This is a genomic window from Streptomyces sp. NPDC006602 (assembly GCF_042870385.1).
Classification (GTDB): domain Bacteria; phylum Actinomycetota; class Actinomycetes; order Streptomycetales; family Streptomycetaceae; genus Streptomyces.
Genome location: NZ_JBIAHG010000002.1, coordinates 793,560 through 808,328, shown reverse-complemented (window position 1 = coordinate 808,328; position 14,769 = coordinate 793,560). Strand labels below are relative to the sequence as shown.

Annotated in this window: 14 protein-coding genes and 1 pseudogene; 7 read left to right on the top strand and 8 right to left on the bottom strand. The window is 72.0% G+C overall.

The window, feature by feature from the left end:
• Positions 1-3 precede the first annotated feature (3 nt).
• Positions 4-1,089, bottom strand: a complete 1,086-nt coding sequence (locus ACFYO2_RS08370; protein WP_388345840.1) for a cation diffusion facilitator family transporter — start codon at positions 1,087-1,089, stop codon at positions 4-6.
• Positions 1,090-1,151: 62 nt separating this feature from the next.
• Between ACFYO2_RS08370 and ACFYO2_RS08365 the strand changes: the two genes are divergently transcribed.
• Positions 1,152-1,511 (top strand): ArsR/SmtB family transcription factor, encoded by a 360-nt coding sequence (locus ACFYO2_RS08365; RefSeq protein WP_388345838.1) that lies wholly within the window; start codon positions 1,152-1,154, stop codon positions 1,509-1,511.
• A gap of 19 nt (positions 1,512-1,530) precedes the next feature.
• On the opposite strand, the gene ACFYO2_RS08360 is transcribed toward ACFYO2_RS08365, so the two are convergent.
• From ACFYO2_RS08360 to ACFYO2_RS08330, 7 genes and pseudogenes are all read right to left on the bottom strand, one after another.
• Positions 1,531-2,751 carry a 4-hydroxybenzoate 3-monooxygenase gene (locus tag ACFYO2_RS08360; protein ID WP_388345835.1) on the bottom strand — a complete coding sequence of 407 codons (1,221 nt, stop codon included), beginning with the start codon at positions 2,749-2,751 and terminating at the stop codon, positions 1,531-1,533.
• A gap of 7 nt (positions 2,752-2,758) precedes the next feature.
• A complete protein-coding gene (locus ACFYO2_RS08355) occupies positions 2,759-3,442 on the bottom strand; it encodes a hypothetical protein (protein ID WP_388346107.1) in 684 nt (227 codons plus the stop codon).
• Positions 3,443-3,728: 286 nt separating this feature from the next.
• Positions 3,729-3,803: pseudogene (locus ACFYO2_RS08350) on the bottom strand (hypothetical protein); the annotation flags it as partial.
• 460 nt (positions 3,804-4,263) lie between these two features.
• Positions 4,264-4,671, bottom strand: a complete 408-nt coding sequence (locus tag ACFYO2_RS08345) for a CoA-binding protein (protein WP_388345834.1) — start codon at positions 4,669-4,671, stop codon at positions 4,264-4,266.
• Positions 4,672-4,759: 88 nt separating this feature from the next.
• Positions 4,760-5,782, bottom strand: coding sequence for a TolB-like translocation protein (locus ACFYO2_RS08340; RefSeq protein ID WP_388345832.1), 1,023 nt, complete (start codon positions 5,780-5,782; stop codon positions 4,760-4,762).
• 23 nt (positions 5,783-5,805) lie between these two features.
• Entirely contained in the window at positions 5,806-7,077 is a 1,272-nt protein-coding gene (locus ACFYO2_RS08335; protein WP_388345830.1) for an MFS transporter, read from the bottom strand.
• Positions 7,078-7,102: 25 nt separating this feature from the next.
• Positions 7,103-7,951, bottom strand: a complete 849-nt coding sequence (locus ACFYO2_RS08330; protein ID WP_388345827.1) for a glycosyltransferase — start codon at positions 7,949-7,951, stop codon at positions 7,103-7,105.
• A 283-nt stretch (positions 7,952-8,234) separates the two neighbouring features.
• Between ACFYO2_RS08330 and ACFYO2_RS08325 the strand changes: the two genes are divergently transcribed.
• The 6 genes from ACFYO2_RS08325 to ACFYO2_RS08300 are packed head-to-tail and all read left to right on the top strand — an operon-like array spanning position 8,235 to position 14,706.
• On the top strand, positions 8,235-9,674 hold the full coding sequence (locus ACFYO2_RS08325) for a sugar transferase (protein WP_388345824.1): 1,440 nt from the start codon (positions 8,235-8,237) through the stop codon (positions 9,672-9,674).
• 23 nt (positions 9,675-9,697) lie between these two features.
• Positions 9,698-10,753, top strand: coding sequence for a Gfo/Idh/MocA family protein (locus ACFYO2_RS08320; protein ID WP_388345821.1), 1,056 nt, complete (start codon positions 9,698-9,700; stop codon positions 10,751-10,753).
• A 23-nt stretch (positions 10,754-10,776) separates the two neighbouring features.
• Complete coding sequence (locus ACFYO2_RS08315) at positions 10,777-11,769, top strand: NAD-dependent epimerase/dehydratase family protein (protein WP_388345818.1); 993 nt, start codon at positions 10,777-10,779, stop codon at positions 11,767-11,769.
• On the top strand, positions 11,766-12,905 hold the full coding sequence (locus tag ACFYO2_RS08310; protein WP_388345816.1) for a DegT/DnrJ/EryC1/StrS family aminotransferase: 1,140 nt from the start codon (positions 11,766-11,768) through the stop codon (positions 12,903-12,905). Before ACFYO2_RS08315 ends, ACFYO2_RS08310 begins: the two co-directional genes overlap by 4 nt.
• On the top strand, positions 12,902-13,591 hold the full coding sequence (locus ACFYO2_RS08305) for an acetyltransferase (protein WP_388345814.1): 690 nt from the start codon (positions 12,902-12,904) through the stop codon (positions 13,589-13,591). Before ACFYO2_RS08310 ends, ACFYO2_RS08305 begins: the two co-directional genes overlap by 4 nt.
• Positions 13,588-14,706: a DegT/DnrJ/EryC1/StrS family aminotransferase gene (locus tag ACFYO2_RS08300; RefSeq protein WP_388345811.1), complete on the top strand. Its 1,119-nt coding sequence runs from the start codon at positions 13,588-13,590 to the stop codon at positions 14,704-14,706. Before ACFYO2_RS08305 ends, ACFYO2_RS08300 begins: the two co-directional genes overlap by 4 nt.
• Positions 14,707-14,769 lie beyond the last annotated feature (63 nt).

Below are 14,769 nucleotides of genomic sequence, written 5' to 3'. Positions count from 1 at the left end.
CGCTCAGGCCGCCGTGTGGTGGGCGAGGGTGTGGTGCGGATCCACCTCGCCCGGCACCGGTGCGGGGTCGGCGTGCACCAGGGCCGCGGTGAGACGGGGAACCGCGTGCAGCAGGGCGTGCTCGGCGTCCACGGCGATGCCGTGCGCCTGACGTACCGTGGCCTCGCCGTCCACCACGACCGCCACCTCGGCGCGCAGCCGGTGCCCGATCCAGCGCAGCCGCAACTCGCCCACCGCACGCACCCCTTCGACCTCCCGCAGTGTCTGTTCGGCCCGGTCCACGAGAGCCGGGTCGACGGCGTCCATCACGCGCCGGAACACCTCGCGCGCCGCGTCCCGCAGCACCAGCGTGATGGCCGCGGTGATGGCCAACCCCACGATGGGGTCGGCCAGTTGCCACCCGAGGGCCGATCCGCCCGCGCCCAACAGCACGGCGAGGGACGTGAATCCGTCCGTACGGGCATGCAGTCCGTCGGCGACCAGCGCGGCCGAGCCGATGTCACGGCCGACCCGGATCCGGTAACGGGCCACCCACTCGTTCCCCGCGAAGCCGACCAGCGCGGCCACCGCGACCGCCGACAGGTGGTGAACCGGACGCGGATCGAGCAGCCGGTCGATCGCCGCCCACCCCGCGAAGGCCGCGGACGCGGCGATCGTCAGCACGATCACGATGCCCGCCAGATCCTCGGCGCGGCCGTAGCCGTACGTGAACCGCCGGGTGGCCGCGCGCCGCCCCAGCACGAACGCGATCCCCAGCGGTACGGCGGTCAGCGCGTCCGCGGTGTTGTGCGCCGTGTCGCCCAGCAGCGCGACCGACCCGGAGACGGCCACCACGAACGCCTGCGCCAGCGCCGTCGCGCCCAGCACCGCCAGCGAGATCCACAGGGCCCGCATGCCACGCGCCGAGGACTCGAGCGCGGAGTCGAGTTTGTCGCCGGTCTCGTGGGAGTGGGGGGTGAGGAGGTGCGCGAGGCGGTGGGGCAGGCGGGGAAGGAGACGCGAACGGGCGGGCCCGTGCTCATGCCCGTGGTCGTGATGACGTCCGTGGTCATGGGCGTGGTTGTGCTCGTGGTCGTGCCGGTCGCTCACGTGGATCCCCTTCCGCTGCGCCGGGAGTGGACGCGCGACGCCCACGACGCCATTATGTGCGTATGAGCGCACGCATGCACCTATCACCTGCGAACGATGCGCACCCGCGCACCCCGGGCGAGGAACAGTTCGCGCTCGCCGCCGAACTGCTCGCCCTGCTCGGCGACCGCACCCGCCTCAATCTGCTGCACGCCCTGACGGCGGGGGAGGCCGACGTCACGACGCTCACGGAGGCGTGCGGGGCGGCGCGGCCCGCGGTCAGCCAGCATCTGGCCCGGCTGCGGCTGGCCGGGCTGGTGAACACGCGCAAGGAGGGCCGCCGGGTGATCTACTCCCTGCGCGACGGCCATCTGCGCCGGCTGGTGGACGAGGCGCTGAACGTGGCGGACCACCGGCTCAGCGACCGGCCGCTGCACGACTGACGGACCCGGCCGAGCCGGGTCAGTAGGCGGTGGCCGTGCCCAGGTACTGCTCGGCGAAGGCCGCCGCCGCGGCGGGCGAGGTGAACAGGCGGCGGAGTCGGGCGAAGGTGGTGCCCGCGCGGTACGCGTCGCCCGACGAGGTGCCGTGGTAGACCTCGGAGAGCCACTGGGAGAACTCCTGGTAGTCCCACACGCGCCGCAGACACGCCTCCGAATAGCCGTCCAGGCCGCTCTCGTCGCCCTTGGTGAGGTACCCGACGAGGGCGTCGCCGAGGAGGAAGGCGTCGTGCAGGGCGAGGTTCATGCCCTTCGCCGCTATGGGGGCGGTCAGATGGGCGGCGTCCCCGGCCAGGAAGAGCCGGCCGAACACCATGGGCTCGACGACATAACTGTGCATGTCCAGGACGCGCTTCTCGATCAGCCGCCCCTCGGTGAGCGGACCGAGGCCCGTGGCCGCGAGCCGCTCCTGGAGCTCGGACCAGACGCGTTCCTGCGACCAGTTCTCCGGATCGTCGCCTGGCGGGCACTCCAGGTAGTAGCGGGTCACCTCGGGGCTGCGGGCCATGTGCCCGGCGAAGCCGTTCGGGTGGATGCCGAAGACGACACAGTCGTTGGACGGGGGCGCCTCCGCGAGCAGGGCCAGCCAGCCGACGCCGTAGTCGTGCCGGGAGATGTGCGCCTGCCCGGGCAGGGCACCGCGGGTCACCCCGCGCCCCCCGTCGCAGCCCGCGACGAAGTCGCACTCGACGACCTCCCGCCCGCCCGTCTCCGCGGAGACGTACGACACCGAGGGATGGTCCGTGTCGAGGTCGTGCAGCTGGACGTCGCGCACGCCGAACCGCACCTGGCCGCCCCGCACGTCCGCGTACTCGCGCACCAGGTCCGTCACCAGCAACGGCTGCGGATAGACGAAGTGGTGAGTGCCTGTCAGCTCCCCGTACGAGAAGCGGAAGCGCTCCCCGCCGAACCTGAACTCGCACTCGGTGTGCTGCTGCGCCCGCTCCAGCAGGGTGTCCGCGAGACCGCGCCGCTGCAGGCCGCGCACGGCCCACTCCTCGATGACGCCCGCCCGGGGCCGCTGCTCGATGAACTCGCGCGTCTCCGTCTCCAGGACCAGGCACTCGACACCGGCCGCCCGCAGGATGTTGCCGACGGTGAGCCCGGCGGGCCCGGCGCCCACGACGACGACCGGAAAGCGTTGCGGCGCAACGGAGTTGGGGAGCGGAGTGGTGGAGGTCACTCGAAGATTATGTCGGCGCCCTGCGGCGGGCGGGAACGGAGTACCGTGGAAATCCGGGTGACCGTGCGGTGTTCGCGAGCGGGGTGACGGGGTGGACGGGGCGGTCACATGGGTGCCGGCAGACTTCTACCGTGCCGTCGACGGCGGCCTCCAGTGCACGCTGTGCCCCTTCCGCTGCCGGCTGCGAGACGGTGACACCGGCGCCTGCAAGGTGCGCCGACGGGAGGGCGACCGGGTCCTTCTGCGCCCACAACGCGTTCAGCAGCGGTGCCGGAAGCGCCATCTGGCCCGGCACGAGCCGGTCCGGCGGGCCGTGGCGGGCCCACTGGGCCGGGGCGCCGGCCGTGGTGGGGCCGGGGACGTCGTCGCCGAGCGGCACGGGCAGTCGCGACGGCAGGTCCGGGAGCCGGGCAGCGGCCTCGGCGTCCGTCGCCCAGGTCCCGTCCGCGAGCCTGAGCGGCAGTGATGGGTCCTGGCACACCGCATCGGGGCCCAACAGGGCAAGCAGAGGCAGGAGTTCGCGGTGCACCCGGTCCAGCGCCGCGGCCAGCCCGTCCGCCGTCACGGACGGCCGTTCCGGCTGCTCGCCGCTGCCCCGCAGCCCCCACTCCAGCGTCGTGCGCAGCTCCTGCAGCGGGGTGCCCGGCGGTGGGATGTACCGCGGGTCCGGCGGCAGCCGGGACGCCACCACCGCGGTCAGCGCCGGATGCGCGGCGCGCGGCCAGCCGAGGTCCCGCAGCGGCGCGAGCGGCCCGGCCCTGGTGCGCGAGCCGGCGTCCCGCGGGCGCCACCGGTCGAAGCAGCGCCGAGACGTCCGCGAGCGCGTCCAGAGGTACGGCCGCGTCGACCGCGGCGGCCATGGTCCCCAACTCGGCGAGGTACTCGGGAGACTCGGGCAACGGCGGACCCGGCTCGGTCGTCCCCCGGGAGGTCAGCACGTCCCACAGGAGCGTACGGCCGCCGCCGTACGTCGTGGCCAGCCGGCGGCCGTCGGGCGACCAGCGCACGGACCACACGGGCCCCGGCGGACGGCCGTCGGGCCGCAGGGTCATCACCACGGTGCCCCGTGTCACGTCCCACACCTCGACCACCGTGGTCGCCTCACCGGCCCCCGGCGCGGCGAGCAGCGACCCGTCGGGCGACCAGGCCAGCGCCGGTGCCCAGCCCCGTCCGCCCGGGGTGCCGAACTCCCTCTGCACCCGCCAGGTCAGCGTCGACCACACCACCAACGGCCCCTGCCCGGCAGGCGGCGTGGCGGCCAGTCGGCTGCCGTCCGGCGACCACGCCACCCGGGTCGCGAGCCCGCCGAGCATGACCGAGCCGACGGCGGCGAAGGCGGCGATGGTCCACCGTGCGGTGGCCCATGCGTGGCAGGTGCGCGGGGTGTTGCGCAGGGCCCGGCTGCACACGATGGCGGGAGCGTGCGCGGTGGTCGCCGGGGCGGTGGTGTTCCTGCCGGCGTCGGCGCGGTGACGCCACGTCGCGCCGGGCCCCGCTGCCCCCGGTGATCCGTCAGCCCAGGCGGGGGATCTCGATCGCCGGGCAGCGGTCCATCACCATCTCCAGTCCCGCGGCCCGGGTGCGGTCGTACGCCGCCTCGTCGATGACGCCGAGCTGGAACCAGACCGCCCGCGCACCCTTCGCCACCGCCTCGTCGGCGACAGCCCCGGCGAGGTCGCTGTTGACGAACACGTCGACGACGTCGACTTCGAAGGGGATCGCTTCCAGGGAGGAGTATCCCTTTTCGCCGTGGACGGTCTCCGCCTTCGGGTGCACGGGCACGATGCGCTTGCCGAAGCGCTGGAGGACATCGGCGACGCCATATGCGGCACGCCGCTGGTTCGACGAAAGACCCACGATCGCCCAGGTGTCGCCGAGCTCGGTGAGGATCTTGCGGACCGTTGCTGGGTCGCCGTACACGCTCGGCCTCCTGGGGATTCGTACAAGGGCTGCTGCCTGGGACAACAGCCGGCGGAGCGCGGTGATTCCTCGCGGTCGCGATCCGGGTCTACAACGGCGCCGGGGAAGACGCACCGGCGATCAGCAGGCGGGGGGTGCCCGTGCCGTCCGCGGGCACGCTCCACAGGTCGCTGCCGGCGACCTTGCCTTCGGTGGGGAGGGCATAGGCGACGGTCTTGTTGTCGAGCCAGGTGGCCTGGTCGTCGACACTGTGTCGTTCGGCGAGCGCCGTCTCGTGGAGGGTGCTCAGGTCGAGGACGTACTCACGCCAGAGGGTGGCACCGGCCAGGACCCGCTTCTTGAAGGCGACACGGGTCCCGTCGGGGGAGAGCGAGGGACACTCCACGTTCTGGATCAGAGTGGTGACCGTACGCCGGGAGAGCGAACCGCGGACGAGGTAGGTGCGGTTGCCGGTGTTGAGGGTGGCGTAGAAGGTGTCGTCGTCGGAGGCGAAGGTGACGCCCCAGAAGTTGATGTCCGAGGCGTGGTAGGCCTTGCCGTCCCGGACGATGGAGAACGTCTCCAGGCTGGGCGTCAGCCGCATGGTGCGGGTGTCCAGGATCGAGGTCCGGGTGGAGAAGTAGGCGGACGCGTAGGACTCGCCGGAGACGAAGACGGTCCAGGCGGCGAAGCGGCCGCTGGGTGACACCCGGGCCCGGCTGGGAGCGCCCGCGAGCGGGAAGGTGCGCCGGGTGCGCAGGTCGACGTCCAGGAGCAGGGCACGGTTGCTCTGCTTGAGGACGCCGGGGTTGGACTGGAGGCAGACGCCCGTGCCGGCCGCCGCGTAGAAGCGCGCGCACTTCAGGTTCGAGGCGATCCGCCCGCCGCCGGGGTCGCCGGCCGGGACCGCGGCGACCGCGGTGCGGTGCGGGCCGGCGGCCGCGTTGACAAACGTCAGGCGGTCCTTCTGGTCGAGCGTCAACCTGCCCGTGCCGACAGCGGGTCCGCCCGACCGCGGCTGGTTCGCCCGATCCGCGCGGGCGGCGGCGTGCAGGACCATGCCGGTCCCCAGCCCCGCGAGGAGCAGCACCGCCGTGACGAGTATGAGCAGGCGGTGGCGCAGCGGTGGCATCTGGATCCTTTTCGCTGTCGTGGTCATCGGGTCGCGCCGGTCGGCTTCAGCACCAGCCCCGCGACGGCCGCGCAACACAGCAGTCCGACCGCCGAGCCGGCCAGCGCCGGGCCGTCTCCCCAGAGCGTCCAGGCGGCGCCGAAGGCCAGCGAGCAGCAGAACCGGGCCAGTGCCTGGCTGGTGCCGACGATGGCGAGGCCGGTGGCGCGCAGCTGCTCGGGCACGATGCCGGCGAGGGCGGCCGGGAGCACGCCGTCGGTGGCCGCGTAGAACGTGCCGTGCAGGGCGAGTACCAGGTAGGGAAGGGCCGGCGTGGCCGGGGCCCACAGCAGAAGGGCGTAGGCGGCGAGCAGACCCAAGTGCCCGGTGAGGAAGACGGTGCGCCGCCCGACCCGGTCCGCCAGCGTGCCGAGGGGCACGGCCAGCAGCAGGAACACCGCGGCGGTGCCCAGCGGCAGCAGCGGGAACCACTGCTCGCCGATGCCCGCGCGCCGTTGCAGGAGCAGGTAGACGAAGGCGTCGCTGACGGTGGTCAGTCCGAGCAGCGCGGCACAGCCGGCGAGCGCCCGCAGCCGCGGCAGCCGCAGCAGCGCCAGCGCCTCGCGTACCCGGATGGGCGCCTTGCCGTCCGCCGCGCCTGCTTCGTCCGTCTGCGGGCTCTGCCGCCTGCCGGGTACGAACAGCACCAGCACGAGCACGCCGAACACAGCGACGCACGCGCTCACGCCGAACACGGCGTCGTAGCCGTCGGCCGCCGCGCGCAGGATGAGGAAGGCCGCCAGCGGGCCGAGCATCGCGCCGGTGGTGTCCATCGCCCGGTGCACGCCGAATGCCCGGCCCTGGTTCGCGGGCGGCGTGGACAGGGAGATCATCGCGTCGCGCGGGGCGGTGCGCAGGCCCTTGCCGGTCCGTTCCAGGGCGAGGACCGTGCCGAGCGTGGCGAGGCTGCCCGCGAGCAGGAGCAGCGGCTTGCACAGCGCGGACAGGCCGTATCCGAGCCCGGCCATCAGCTTGTGGTTGCGCACCCGGTCGGCGAGGTGGCCGCCGGTGAGCTGGACCAACGCGCTGACGCCGTTGTAGACGCCGTCGAGGGCGCCGAATCCCAGCGGGGTGAAACCGAGCGTCGTGACGAGGTAGAGCGGCAGGACGGCGGTGACCATCTCCGAGGAGATGTCGGTGATCAGGCTGACCGTGCCCAGCACCAGCACGACCGGGGCGACCTTGGGCCGCAGGCCGCGTCTTCGGCCCTGGGCGGTGTCCGCCCCTGGGGGCGTGGAGCGGTCGGTGAGATACATGATCAGGACTCCAGGTGCGGTGCGATCAGTTCTGCCGACTGCTCTCGTCCCGTAGCCAGGTGCCGAAGTCCTGTGCCCGGATGGCCTTCCTGGCCTCCCGCCGGGCGACAACCGCCGCGGCGACGAAGACTACGACACCCGTGAACAGCTTCGGCTCCCTGCGGAGAACGGCTTTGAGGTCTGCCTTGCTCGTGCGTGCCGAGGCTTCTTCCGGTCGCTGATGCTGTTCGACCTGGGCGGTGGACACCGCGGCCCTGACCCGCCGCCTGATCAAGTCCGACCACGTGCGCGGCGGTTGGACCACGACGCGGGCCGCGCCGACCACGAGCCGCTCGTGAGGGGCGAAGGCCAGGGACGCGGCCAGGTCGTCCGCCATCAGCGGGGGCAGGGCGGCGATCCGGGCGTGCCCGGCCTTGGAGACCGCGATGACGCCTCGGCCGAACAGCCCCTCGCGTACGGCGGGGAGTCGCTGCCACACCTGGTAGTAGGCACGCACCCGCCATGCGCAGGCGGCCAGCGGGATCTGCCGTTCGGGGGCGGTGGCGAGGATGCCCGAAGCCTCGTCGTCCAGGGGCTCGGTCAGCGCCCGTACGTCGGCGCCCGCGATCACGACGTCGGCGTCCACGTAGAGGCGCGGGAAGCCGCGCGCGTGGTCGTCACCCGCGCGCAGGGCGGCGTGCTTGGAAGGGGTGGGGATCTCGACCACCCGCACGCGCGGGCCACGTGCGGCCGCGATGTGTGCGGTGTCGTCCGTGCAGCCATTGCATACGACCACGATGTCGGTCTGGTCCTCGGAGGAATCGGCCAGCAGCGAATCGAGGAGCCGGCCGATGACTCGCGCCTCATTGTGGGCCGGGATCACGATGCTCGTCACGTGGGCAGTATGCCGCCAGTGTCACTATTGCGATGTGTGTTTCGTCCAAGTGTTCCCGTGACTGCGTTCGGTGGTCTAGATTGAGGCCGCCGGACCGCTTTGGGTGGGAACCAGTCCTTGACTGGATGTCAGGGTTCGGTTTTGTGAACGGATTTGAACAGTGCAGTAACCAGCATGCTGGGGGCATGAGGCGGTTGGGGAACCGCTGAAGCTCCCTCGCTTTCCAGTGCCGCTGTGTGCAGGGCACTTCGGTCAGGGGTACCGCGCATGTGGTGGGGGGAGCATGACCATTGAGGTCACGCATGAGCAACTGGTTGTGGAACATAGAACTCCGGAAGCTCGTCGAAGACGTTGGGAACAGAAGTACCGGATCGTCCTGTTGGTCGCGGACGGCTTCGCAGCCGTTGCCGCGGCCTTCTTGATCCACGCGGCGTACGGCCGCTGGGCGGTGGCCCTGGTGCTGCCTCCGACATGGATCGTGGTCATGCTCGCGCACCGCTCCTACGACCGCAGTGCCCTGGGCCTGGGGACCGAGGAGTTCCGGCGGGTGTTCCGTGGTGCCGTCGCCCTGCCGGCGCTGGCCGCGGGTGCGTACTGCCTGTTCACGCACGACTCGGGACTCCTGCATGACATGAGCATGGCCGCGTTGCCGATGGCCGCGATCGCCCTGCCGGTCCGCTACACGCTGCGCCGTCGGCTGCACAGACGATGGGCACGGGGCCGGGACCGGAGCGCGACGCTCCTGGTCGGGCCCTCGCGCGGCATCGTGGAGCTGGTCGCCGTACTGCAGCGCGGCGGCGCGCAGGAACTCCAGATCACCGGCGTGTGCCTGAGCGATCCGGAGAACGCCGCGGACATCCGCAAGGTGGGGCTCCCCGTCCTGGGCGGCGTCGGCGAGTTGAACGACGTGGTCCGGGCCCTGGGCATCGGCACCGTGGTGGCGCTGCCGGTTCCCGAGTCCGACGCCTTGCTGCTGCGCCGGATGTCCTGGACGGCGGCCGTGCAGGGCGTCGACTTCCTGCTGGCCCCCGTGCTGGCCGACGCGTCCGCCTCCCGGCTGTCCGTACGGCCCACCAACGGGGTGCCGCTGTTACGGCTTCAGGCGCCGAACCTCTCCCGGATGTCCCGACTGCCCAAGGAACTGCTGGACCGCTTGCTCGCGGGGGCGCTCCTTGTGGTCGTCGCTCTGCCCATGCTGCTGATCGCCCTGATCGTCCGGCTGGACAGCTCCGGGCCGGCGCTGTTCAGGCAGCAGCGGGTGGGCCGGTACGGCGACCACTTCACCATGCTGAAGTTCCGCACGATGCGGCCGGACTCGGAAGCTCTCCGGGCGGATCTGGAGCACCTCAACCAGAACAGCGACGGCCTGCTGTTCAAGGTGAGGGAAGACCCGCGGGTCACCCGGGTCGGCTCGTTTCTGCGCCGCACCTCGCTCGACGAACTGCCGCAGCTGGTCAACGTGGTCAGGGGCCACATGTCGCTCGTCGGCCCCCGTCCTTCGCTGCCCGAGGAGGTGGAGGAGTACACGCCGGAGGTCAAGCGCCGGTTGCTCGTGAAGCCCGGCCTCACCGGGCTGTGGCAGGTGAGCGGCCGCTCCGACCTGCCCTGGGAGGAGGCCGTCCGGCTCGATCTCGGATACGTGGACAACTGGTCGATGGGCCTGGACCTGTCGATCCTGGCGCGCACCGGGTCCGCAGTGGTGCGAGGAACGGGGGCCTACTGATGGACCGTAAGAAAAGGAACCAAGTGACGCAGACCATGGAGCCGTTGGGGGTCGCGGTCGTCGGGGCCGGCTACTGGGGCCCCAACCTCGTACGCAACTTCCAGGCCGGCGAGCAGTTCCGGCTGCGCTGGCTGTGCGACCTCGACGTGGACCGGGCCCAGCGGGTCCTCGGCGGCTACTCGACGGTCCAGGCCACCTCGGACTACGCGGCCGTCCTCGCCGACCCCACCGTTGCCGCCGTCGCCGTGGCCACGCCCGCCGGAACCCACCTCGACATCGCCCTGGCCGCCCTGCGCGCCGGCAAGCACGTCCTCGTGGAGAAGCCGCTCGCGGCGACCTACGCCGACGGGATGCGCCTGGTGACCGAGGCGGAAGAGCGCGGGCTCACCCTGATGTGCGACCACACCTACTGCTACACGCCCGCCGTGGGCCGCATCCGGGAGCTGGTCCGCTCCGGCGAACTCGGCGAGATCCACTTCGTCGACTCGGTCCGCATCAACCTCGGACTCGTCCAGAAGGACATCGACGTCCTGTGGGACCTGGCCCCGCACGATCTGTCGATCCTGGACTTCATCCTCCCCGACAATGTCGAGCCGGTCGCCGTCGCCGCCCACGGGGCCGACCCGATCGGCGCGGGACAGGCCTGCGTGGCCTATCTGACGCTCCAGCTCAACACCGGCGCCATCGCCCACGTACACGTCAACTGGCTGTCTCCGACCAAGGTGCGGACCACCATGGTGGGCGGCTCCAAGCGCACCCTGATCTGGGACGACCTCAATCCCGCCCAGCGCGTGGCGATCTTCGACCGGGGTGTGGACCTGGCCGCGCCGCAGGAGATCGGCGTGGACGAGCGCCGGGACATGCTCATCTCGTACCGCTCGGGAGACATGGTCGCGCCCGCCCTCGTCGAGAAGGAAGCGCTGCGCAGCATGGTCGACGAGTTCGGCGACGCGATCAGGGGGCGCCGTGCGCCGCTGACCGACGGCCGGGCGGGCCTGCGGGTGCTGGACATTCTTGAGGCGGCGTCCCGGAGTCTGGAATTCCGGGGCGCGGTCGTCGGCCTGCGTGCCGGGCGTTGACGGTTCATTCCACTGAGAGGGCAGTGCAGTTGAGCAGCGTACGTGGCAAGAAGATCCTGGTCACCGGGGGAGCCGGCACCATCGGCTCCAACCTTGTCGACCTGCTGGCCGAGGGCGGCGCCCGCGAGATCGTGGTGCTGGACAACTTCGTGCGCGGCCGGATGGCCAACCTCGCCGAGGCCCTGCCCAGCGGCGTCGTGGAGGTCGTCGAGGGCGACATCCGGAACGCCGCCACCGTACGGAAGGTCACCGAGGGCGCCGACCTGGTGTTCCACCTCGCCGCGATCCGCATCACCCAGTGCGCGCAGGAGCCCCGGCTGGCCAACGAGGTCATGGTCGACGGCACCTTCAACGTCCTGGAGGCGGCGGCCGAGGCCGGTGTGGGCAAGGTGATCGCCTCGTCCTCGGCGTCCGTCTACGGCATGGCCGAGGGCTTTCCGACGACCGAGCGCCATCACCCGTACAACAACGACACGTTCTACGGCGCGGCGAAGGCCTTCAACGAGGGCATGCTCCGCAGCTTCCACGCCATGTACGGCCTGGATTATGTGGCGTTGCGCTACTTCAACGTCTACGGCCCCCGGATGGACATCCACGGCCTCTACACCGAGGTGCTCATCCGCTGGATGGAGCGCATCGAGGCGGGCGAGCCGCCCCTGATCCTCGGCGACGGCACGCAGACCATGGACTTCGTCGACGTCAGGGACATCGCCAGAGCCAATGTGCTGGCCGCCGAGTCGGATCTCACCGACGAGGTGTTCAACGTCGCCAGCGGTACGGAGACTTCGCTGCGCGAGCTCGCCGACGGCCTGCTGGAGGCGATGGGTGTGTCGGACCTGGAGCCGGAGCACGGGCCCGCCCGCGCGGTGAACGGGGTGATCCGGCGGCTCGCGGACACCACGGAGGCTGCCGAGCGGCTCGGCTTCACCGCGCGGATCGACCTGCGTACGGGGCTCAAGGACCTGGTGGAGTGGTGGCGTGCGGAGCGCGCCGCCGCTGGGGAGGCAGCCAAGTGAGCACCGACCGCATCCCCGTGATGATCCCCTGGCTCGGCGAGGAGGAGGCCAAGGCGGCCTCCGACGCGGTGCTGTCCGGGTGGGTCGCCCAGGGCCCCCGGGTCGCCGCCTTCGAGCGGGCCTTCGCGGAGCGGGTGGGCGCCGAGCACGGCATCGCCGTCAGCTCGTGCACCACCGCCCTGCACCTGTCGCTCGTCGCGCTCGGGGTGGGGCCCGGCGACGAGGTCGTGGTGCCGTCGCTGTCGTTCATCGCCACCGCCAACGCCGTGCGCTACGTCGGGGCCGAGCCCGTGTTCGCCGACGTCGAGGCCGCCACCGGCAACCTGACCACGGCCACCGTGGACGCGGTCCGGACCTCCCGTACCAAGGCCGTCCTCGTCGTCCACCAGGGCGGTGTACCGGCCGATGTGCACAGCCTGCGCGCCGCCTGCGCCGACTGGGACCTTCCGCTGGTCGAGGACGCGGCCTGCGCCATCGGCTCGACCGTCGGCGGCAAGCCGGTGGGACACGGCGCGCTGATCGCCGCCTGGTCCTTCCACCCCCGCAAGGTCGTCACCACCGGCGAGGGCGGCATGGTCACCACCGACGACGCCCAGTGGGCGGCACGCCTGCGCCGGCTGCGCGAGCACGGGATGAACGCGTCGGCGGCAGAGCGCCATGCGAGCAACAAGCCGGTCCTGGAGAGTTACCTCGAGGTCGGCTACAACTACCGGATGACCGATGTCCAGGCTGCGATCGGCCTGGTCCAGCTCGGGAAACTCGAGGCGATGATCGCCCGCCGCCGCGAGCTGGCGGCCCGTTACGACGCGCTGCTGCAGGGCGTCCCCGGCCTCACCCCCGTACGCGACCCCGCGCACGGGCAGAGCAACTTCCAGTCCTACTGGATGCTCCTGGACGAGGACTTCCCCGTCGGCCGGGACGACCTGCTCGCCGCGCTCGCCGAGGCCGGCATCTCCGCCCGGCGCGGGATCATGGCCTCGCACCTCGAACCCGCCCACCGGGGCCACCCCTGCGCGCCGCTGCCGGTCACCGAGCGCATCAGCCGCGACTCGCTGATCCTGCCGCTGTTCCACACGATGACCGAGGCCCAGCAGGACCGCGTGGTGGCGGCGCTGCGCGAACAGGCCCGGAGATGAGCGGGCTGCTGATCGTCGGCGCGGGCGGCTTCGCCAGGGAGACCGCACAGGCCGTACGGGACGCGGGCGACGTCGAACTGCTCGGGCACCTCGACGACAACGCCGCCCTGCACGGCACCGAGGTGGACGGCGTGCCCGTCCTCGGCGGCTGCGACCTGGTCCACGGCCTGCCCGAGGCTCGGGTGGTGATCTGCGTGGGCAACCCGAGGGACTACGCGGTCCGCGCCCGTCTGGTCCGCAGACTCGGCCTGCCCGAAGACCGCTACGCCACCGTGATCCACCCGACGGCCGCGGTGTCGGCGACCTCTGAGGTCGGCCCCGGCTCGGTGCTGCTCGCGCACTGCGTCCTGACCGCCGCCGTGCGGGTGGGCGCGCATGTCGCCGTGATGCCACAGGTCGTCCTCACCCATGACGTCGTGGTCGAGGACTGCGCCACGCTCACCTCCGGGGTCCGCCTGGGCGGGGGCGTACGGCTCCAGCGGGGGGCCTATGTGGGCTCCGGGGCCCTGTTCCGGGAGGGCACGACGGTCGGCGCCTGGTCGCAGATCGGGATGGGGAGCACCGTGCTCGGCGATGTGCCGCCGGGCGAGGTCTGGGCGGGGAGCCCGGCCCGGCGGCTGCGGGAAGCGGCAGCGCCTGCGCTCGACGAACTGATGACGGAACAACTGGGGGGACCAGTCGCATGAACCAGATTCCGCTGGTGGACCTCAAGGCGGCGCACGCCGAGGTCGCCGACGAGGTACGGGCCGGATTCGAGCGGGTGTTGGCCGACACCGCGTTCATCGGAGGCGACGAGGTCCGCCAATTCGAGCGCGAGTACGCGGGCTTCGGCGGTGTCGCGCACTGCGTGGGTGTCGCCAACGGAACCGACGCCGTCGAACTCGCCCTGCGCGCCTGCGGAGTCGGGGCCGGCGACGAGGTCGTGATACCCGCCAACACCTTCATCGCCACCGCGGGCGCGGTGGCCAGAACCGGCGCGCGGCCGGTCCTGGCGGACTGCCTGCCCGACAGTCATCTGCTCGACCCCCGGGCCGCGCTGGACGCGGTGGGCCCGGCCACCCGCGCGGTGGTACCCGTGCACCTGTACGGGCAGTTGGCCGAGGTGACGGAGCTGGCGGGCCAACTGCCCGACCACGTGAGGGTCGTCGAGGACGCCGCGCAGTGCCAGGGCGCGACCCGCGACGGCCGGTCGCCGGGCAGCGGCGGGATCGCGGCCACCAGCTTCTACCCGGGGAAGAACCTGGGTGCCTACGGCGACGCGGGCGCGGTGCTGACCGACGACGAGGAGCTGGCCGGCCTGGTGCGCGCGATCGCGAACCACGGCGGCGTCGCCAAGTACCGCCATGACGTGCCCGGGTTCAACAGCCGTCTGGACGGGCTGCAGGCCGTCGTCCTGCGGGCGAAACTGACGCGGCTGGCCGACGGAAACGCGGCCCGGCGTGCGGCCGCGGCCCGCTACGACACACTGCTCGCCGACCTGTCGTCCGCCGGGCGGATCGTGCTGCCGACGACGGCGGTCGGCAACGTCCACGTGTGGCATCTGTACGTCGTCCAGGTCGCCGGGGCGGAGCGCGACGACATCGTGGGCAAGCTCAACGCCGAGGGCATCGGCGCGGGGGTGCACTATCCCGCCCCGGTCCACCTCACGCCGGCGTACCGCCATCTCGGCCACGCCCGCGGCGACTTCCCGAACGCGGAGAAGGCGGCGGACCGGATCCTGTCGCTTCCCCTCTACCCGCAGATCACCCATGACCAGCAGCAGCGGGTCGTGGATGCGCTTGCCGACGCGCTCCGAGGCTGATCGGTCCCCACTTCACGCCTCCTCACCCCGACTTCCCAGGTCGGACCTGCACAGCACCGCTGA

Excerpts from the sequence above, each read along its gene's own strand:
- ACFYO2_RS08365 (WP_388345838.1), top strand. The coding sequence starts at position 1,152 with ATGAGCGCACGCATGCACCTATCACCTGCGAACGATGCGCACCCGCGC.
- ACFYO2_RS08340 (WP_388345832.1), bottom strand. The coding sequence starts at position 5,782 with ATGCCACCGCTGCGCCACCGCCTGCTCATACTCGTCACGGCGGTGCTG.
- ACFYO2_RS08335 (WP_388345830.1), bottom strand. The coding sequence starts at position 7,077 with ATGTATCTCACCGACCGCTCCACGCCCCCAGGGGCGGACACCGCCCAG.
- ACFYO2_RS08325 (WP_388345824.1), top strand. The coding sequence starts at position 8,235 with ATGACCATTGAGGTCACGCATGAGCAACTGGTTGTGGAACATAGAACT.
- ACFYO2_RS08305 (WP_388345814.1), top strand. The coding sequence starts at position 12,902 with ATGAGCGGGCTGCTGATCGTCGGCGCGGGCGGCTTCGCCAGGGAGACC.
- ACFYO2_RS08300 (WP_388345811.1), top strand. The coding sequence starts at position 13,588 with ATGAACCAGATTCCGCTGGTGGACCTCAAGGCGGCGCACGCCGAGGTC.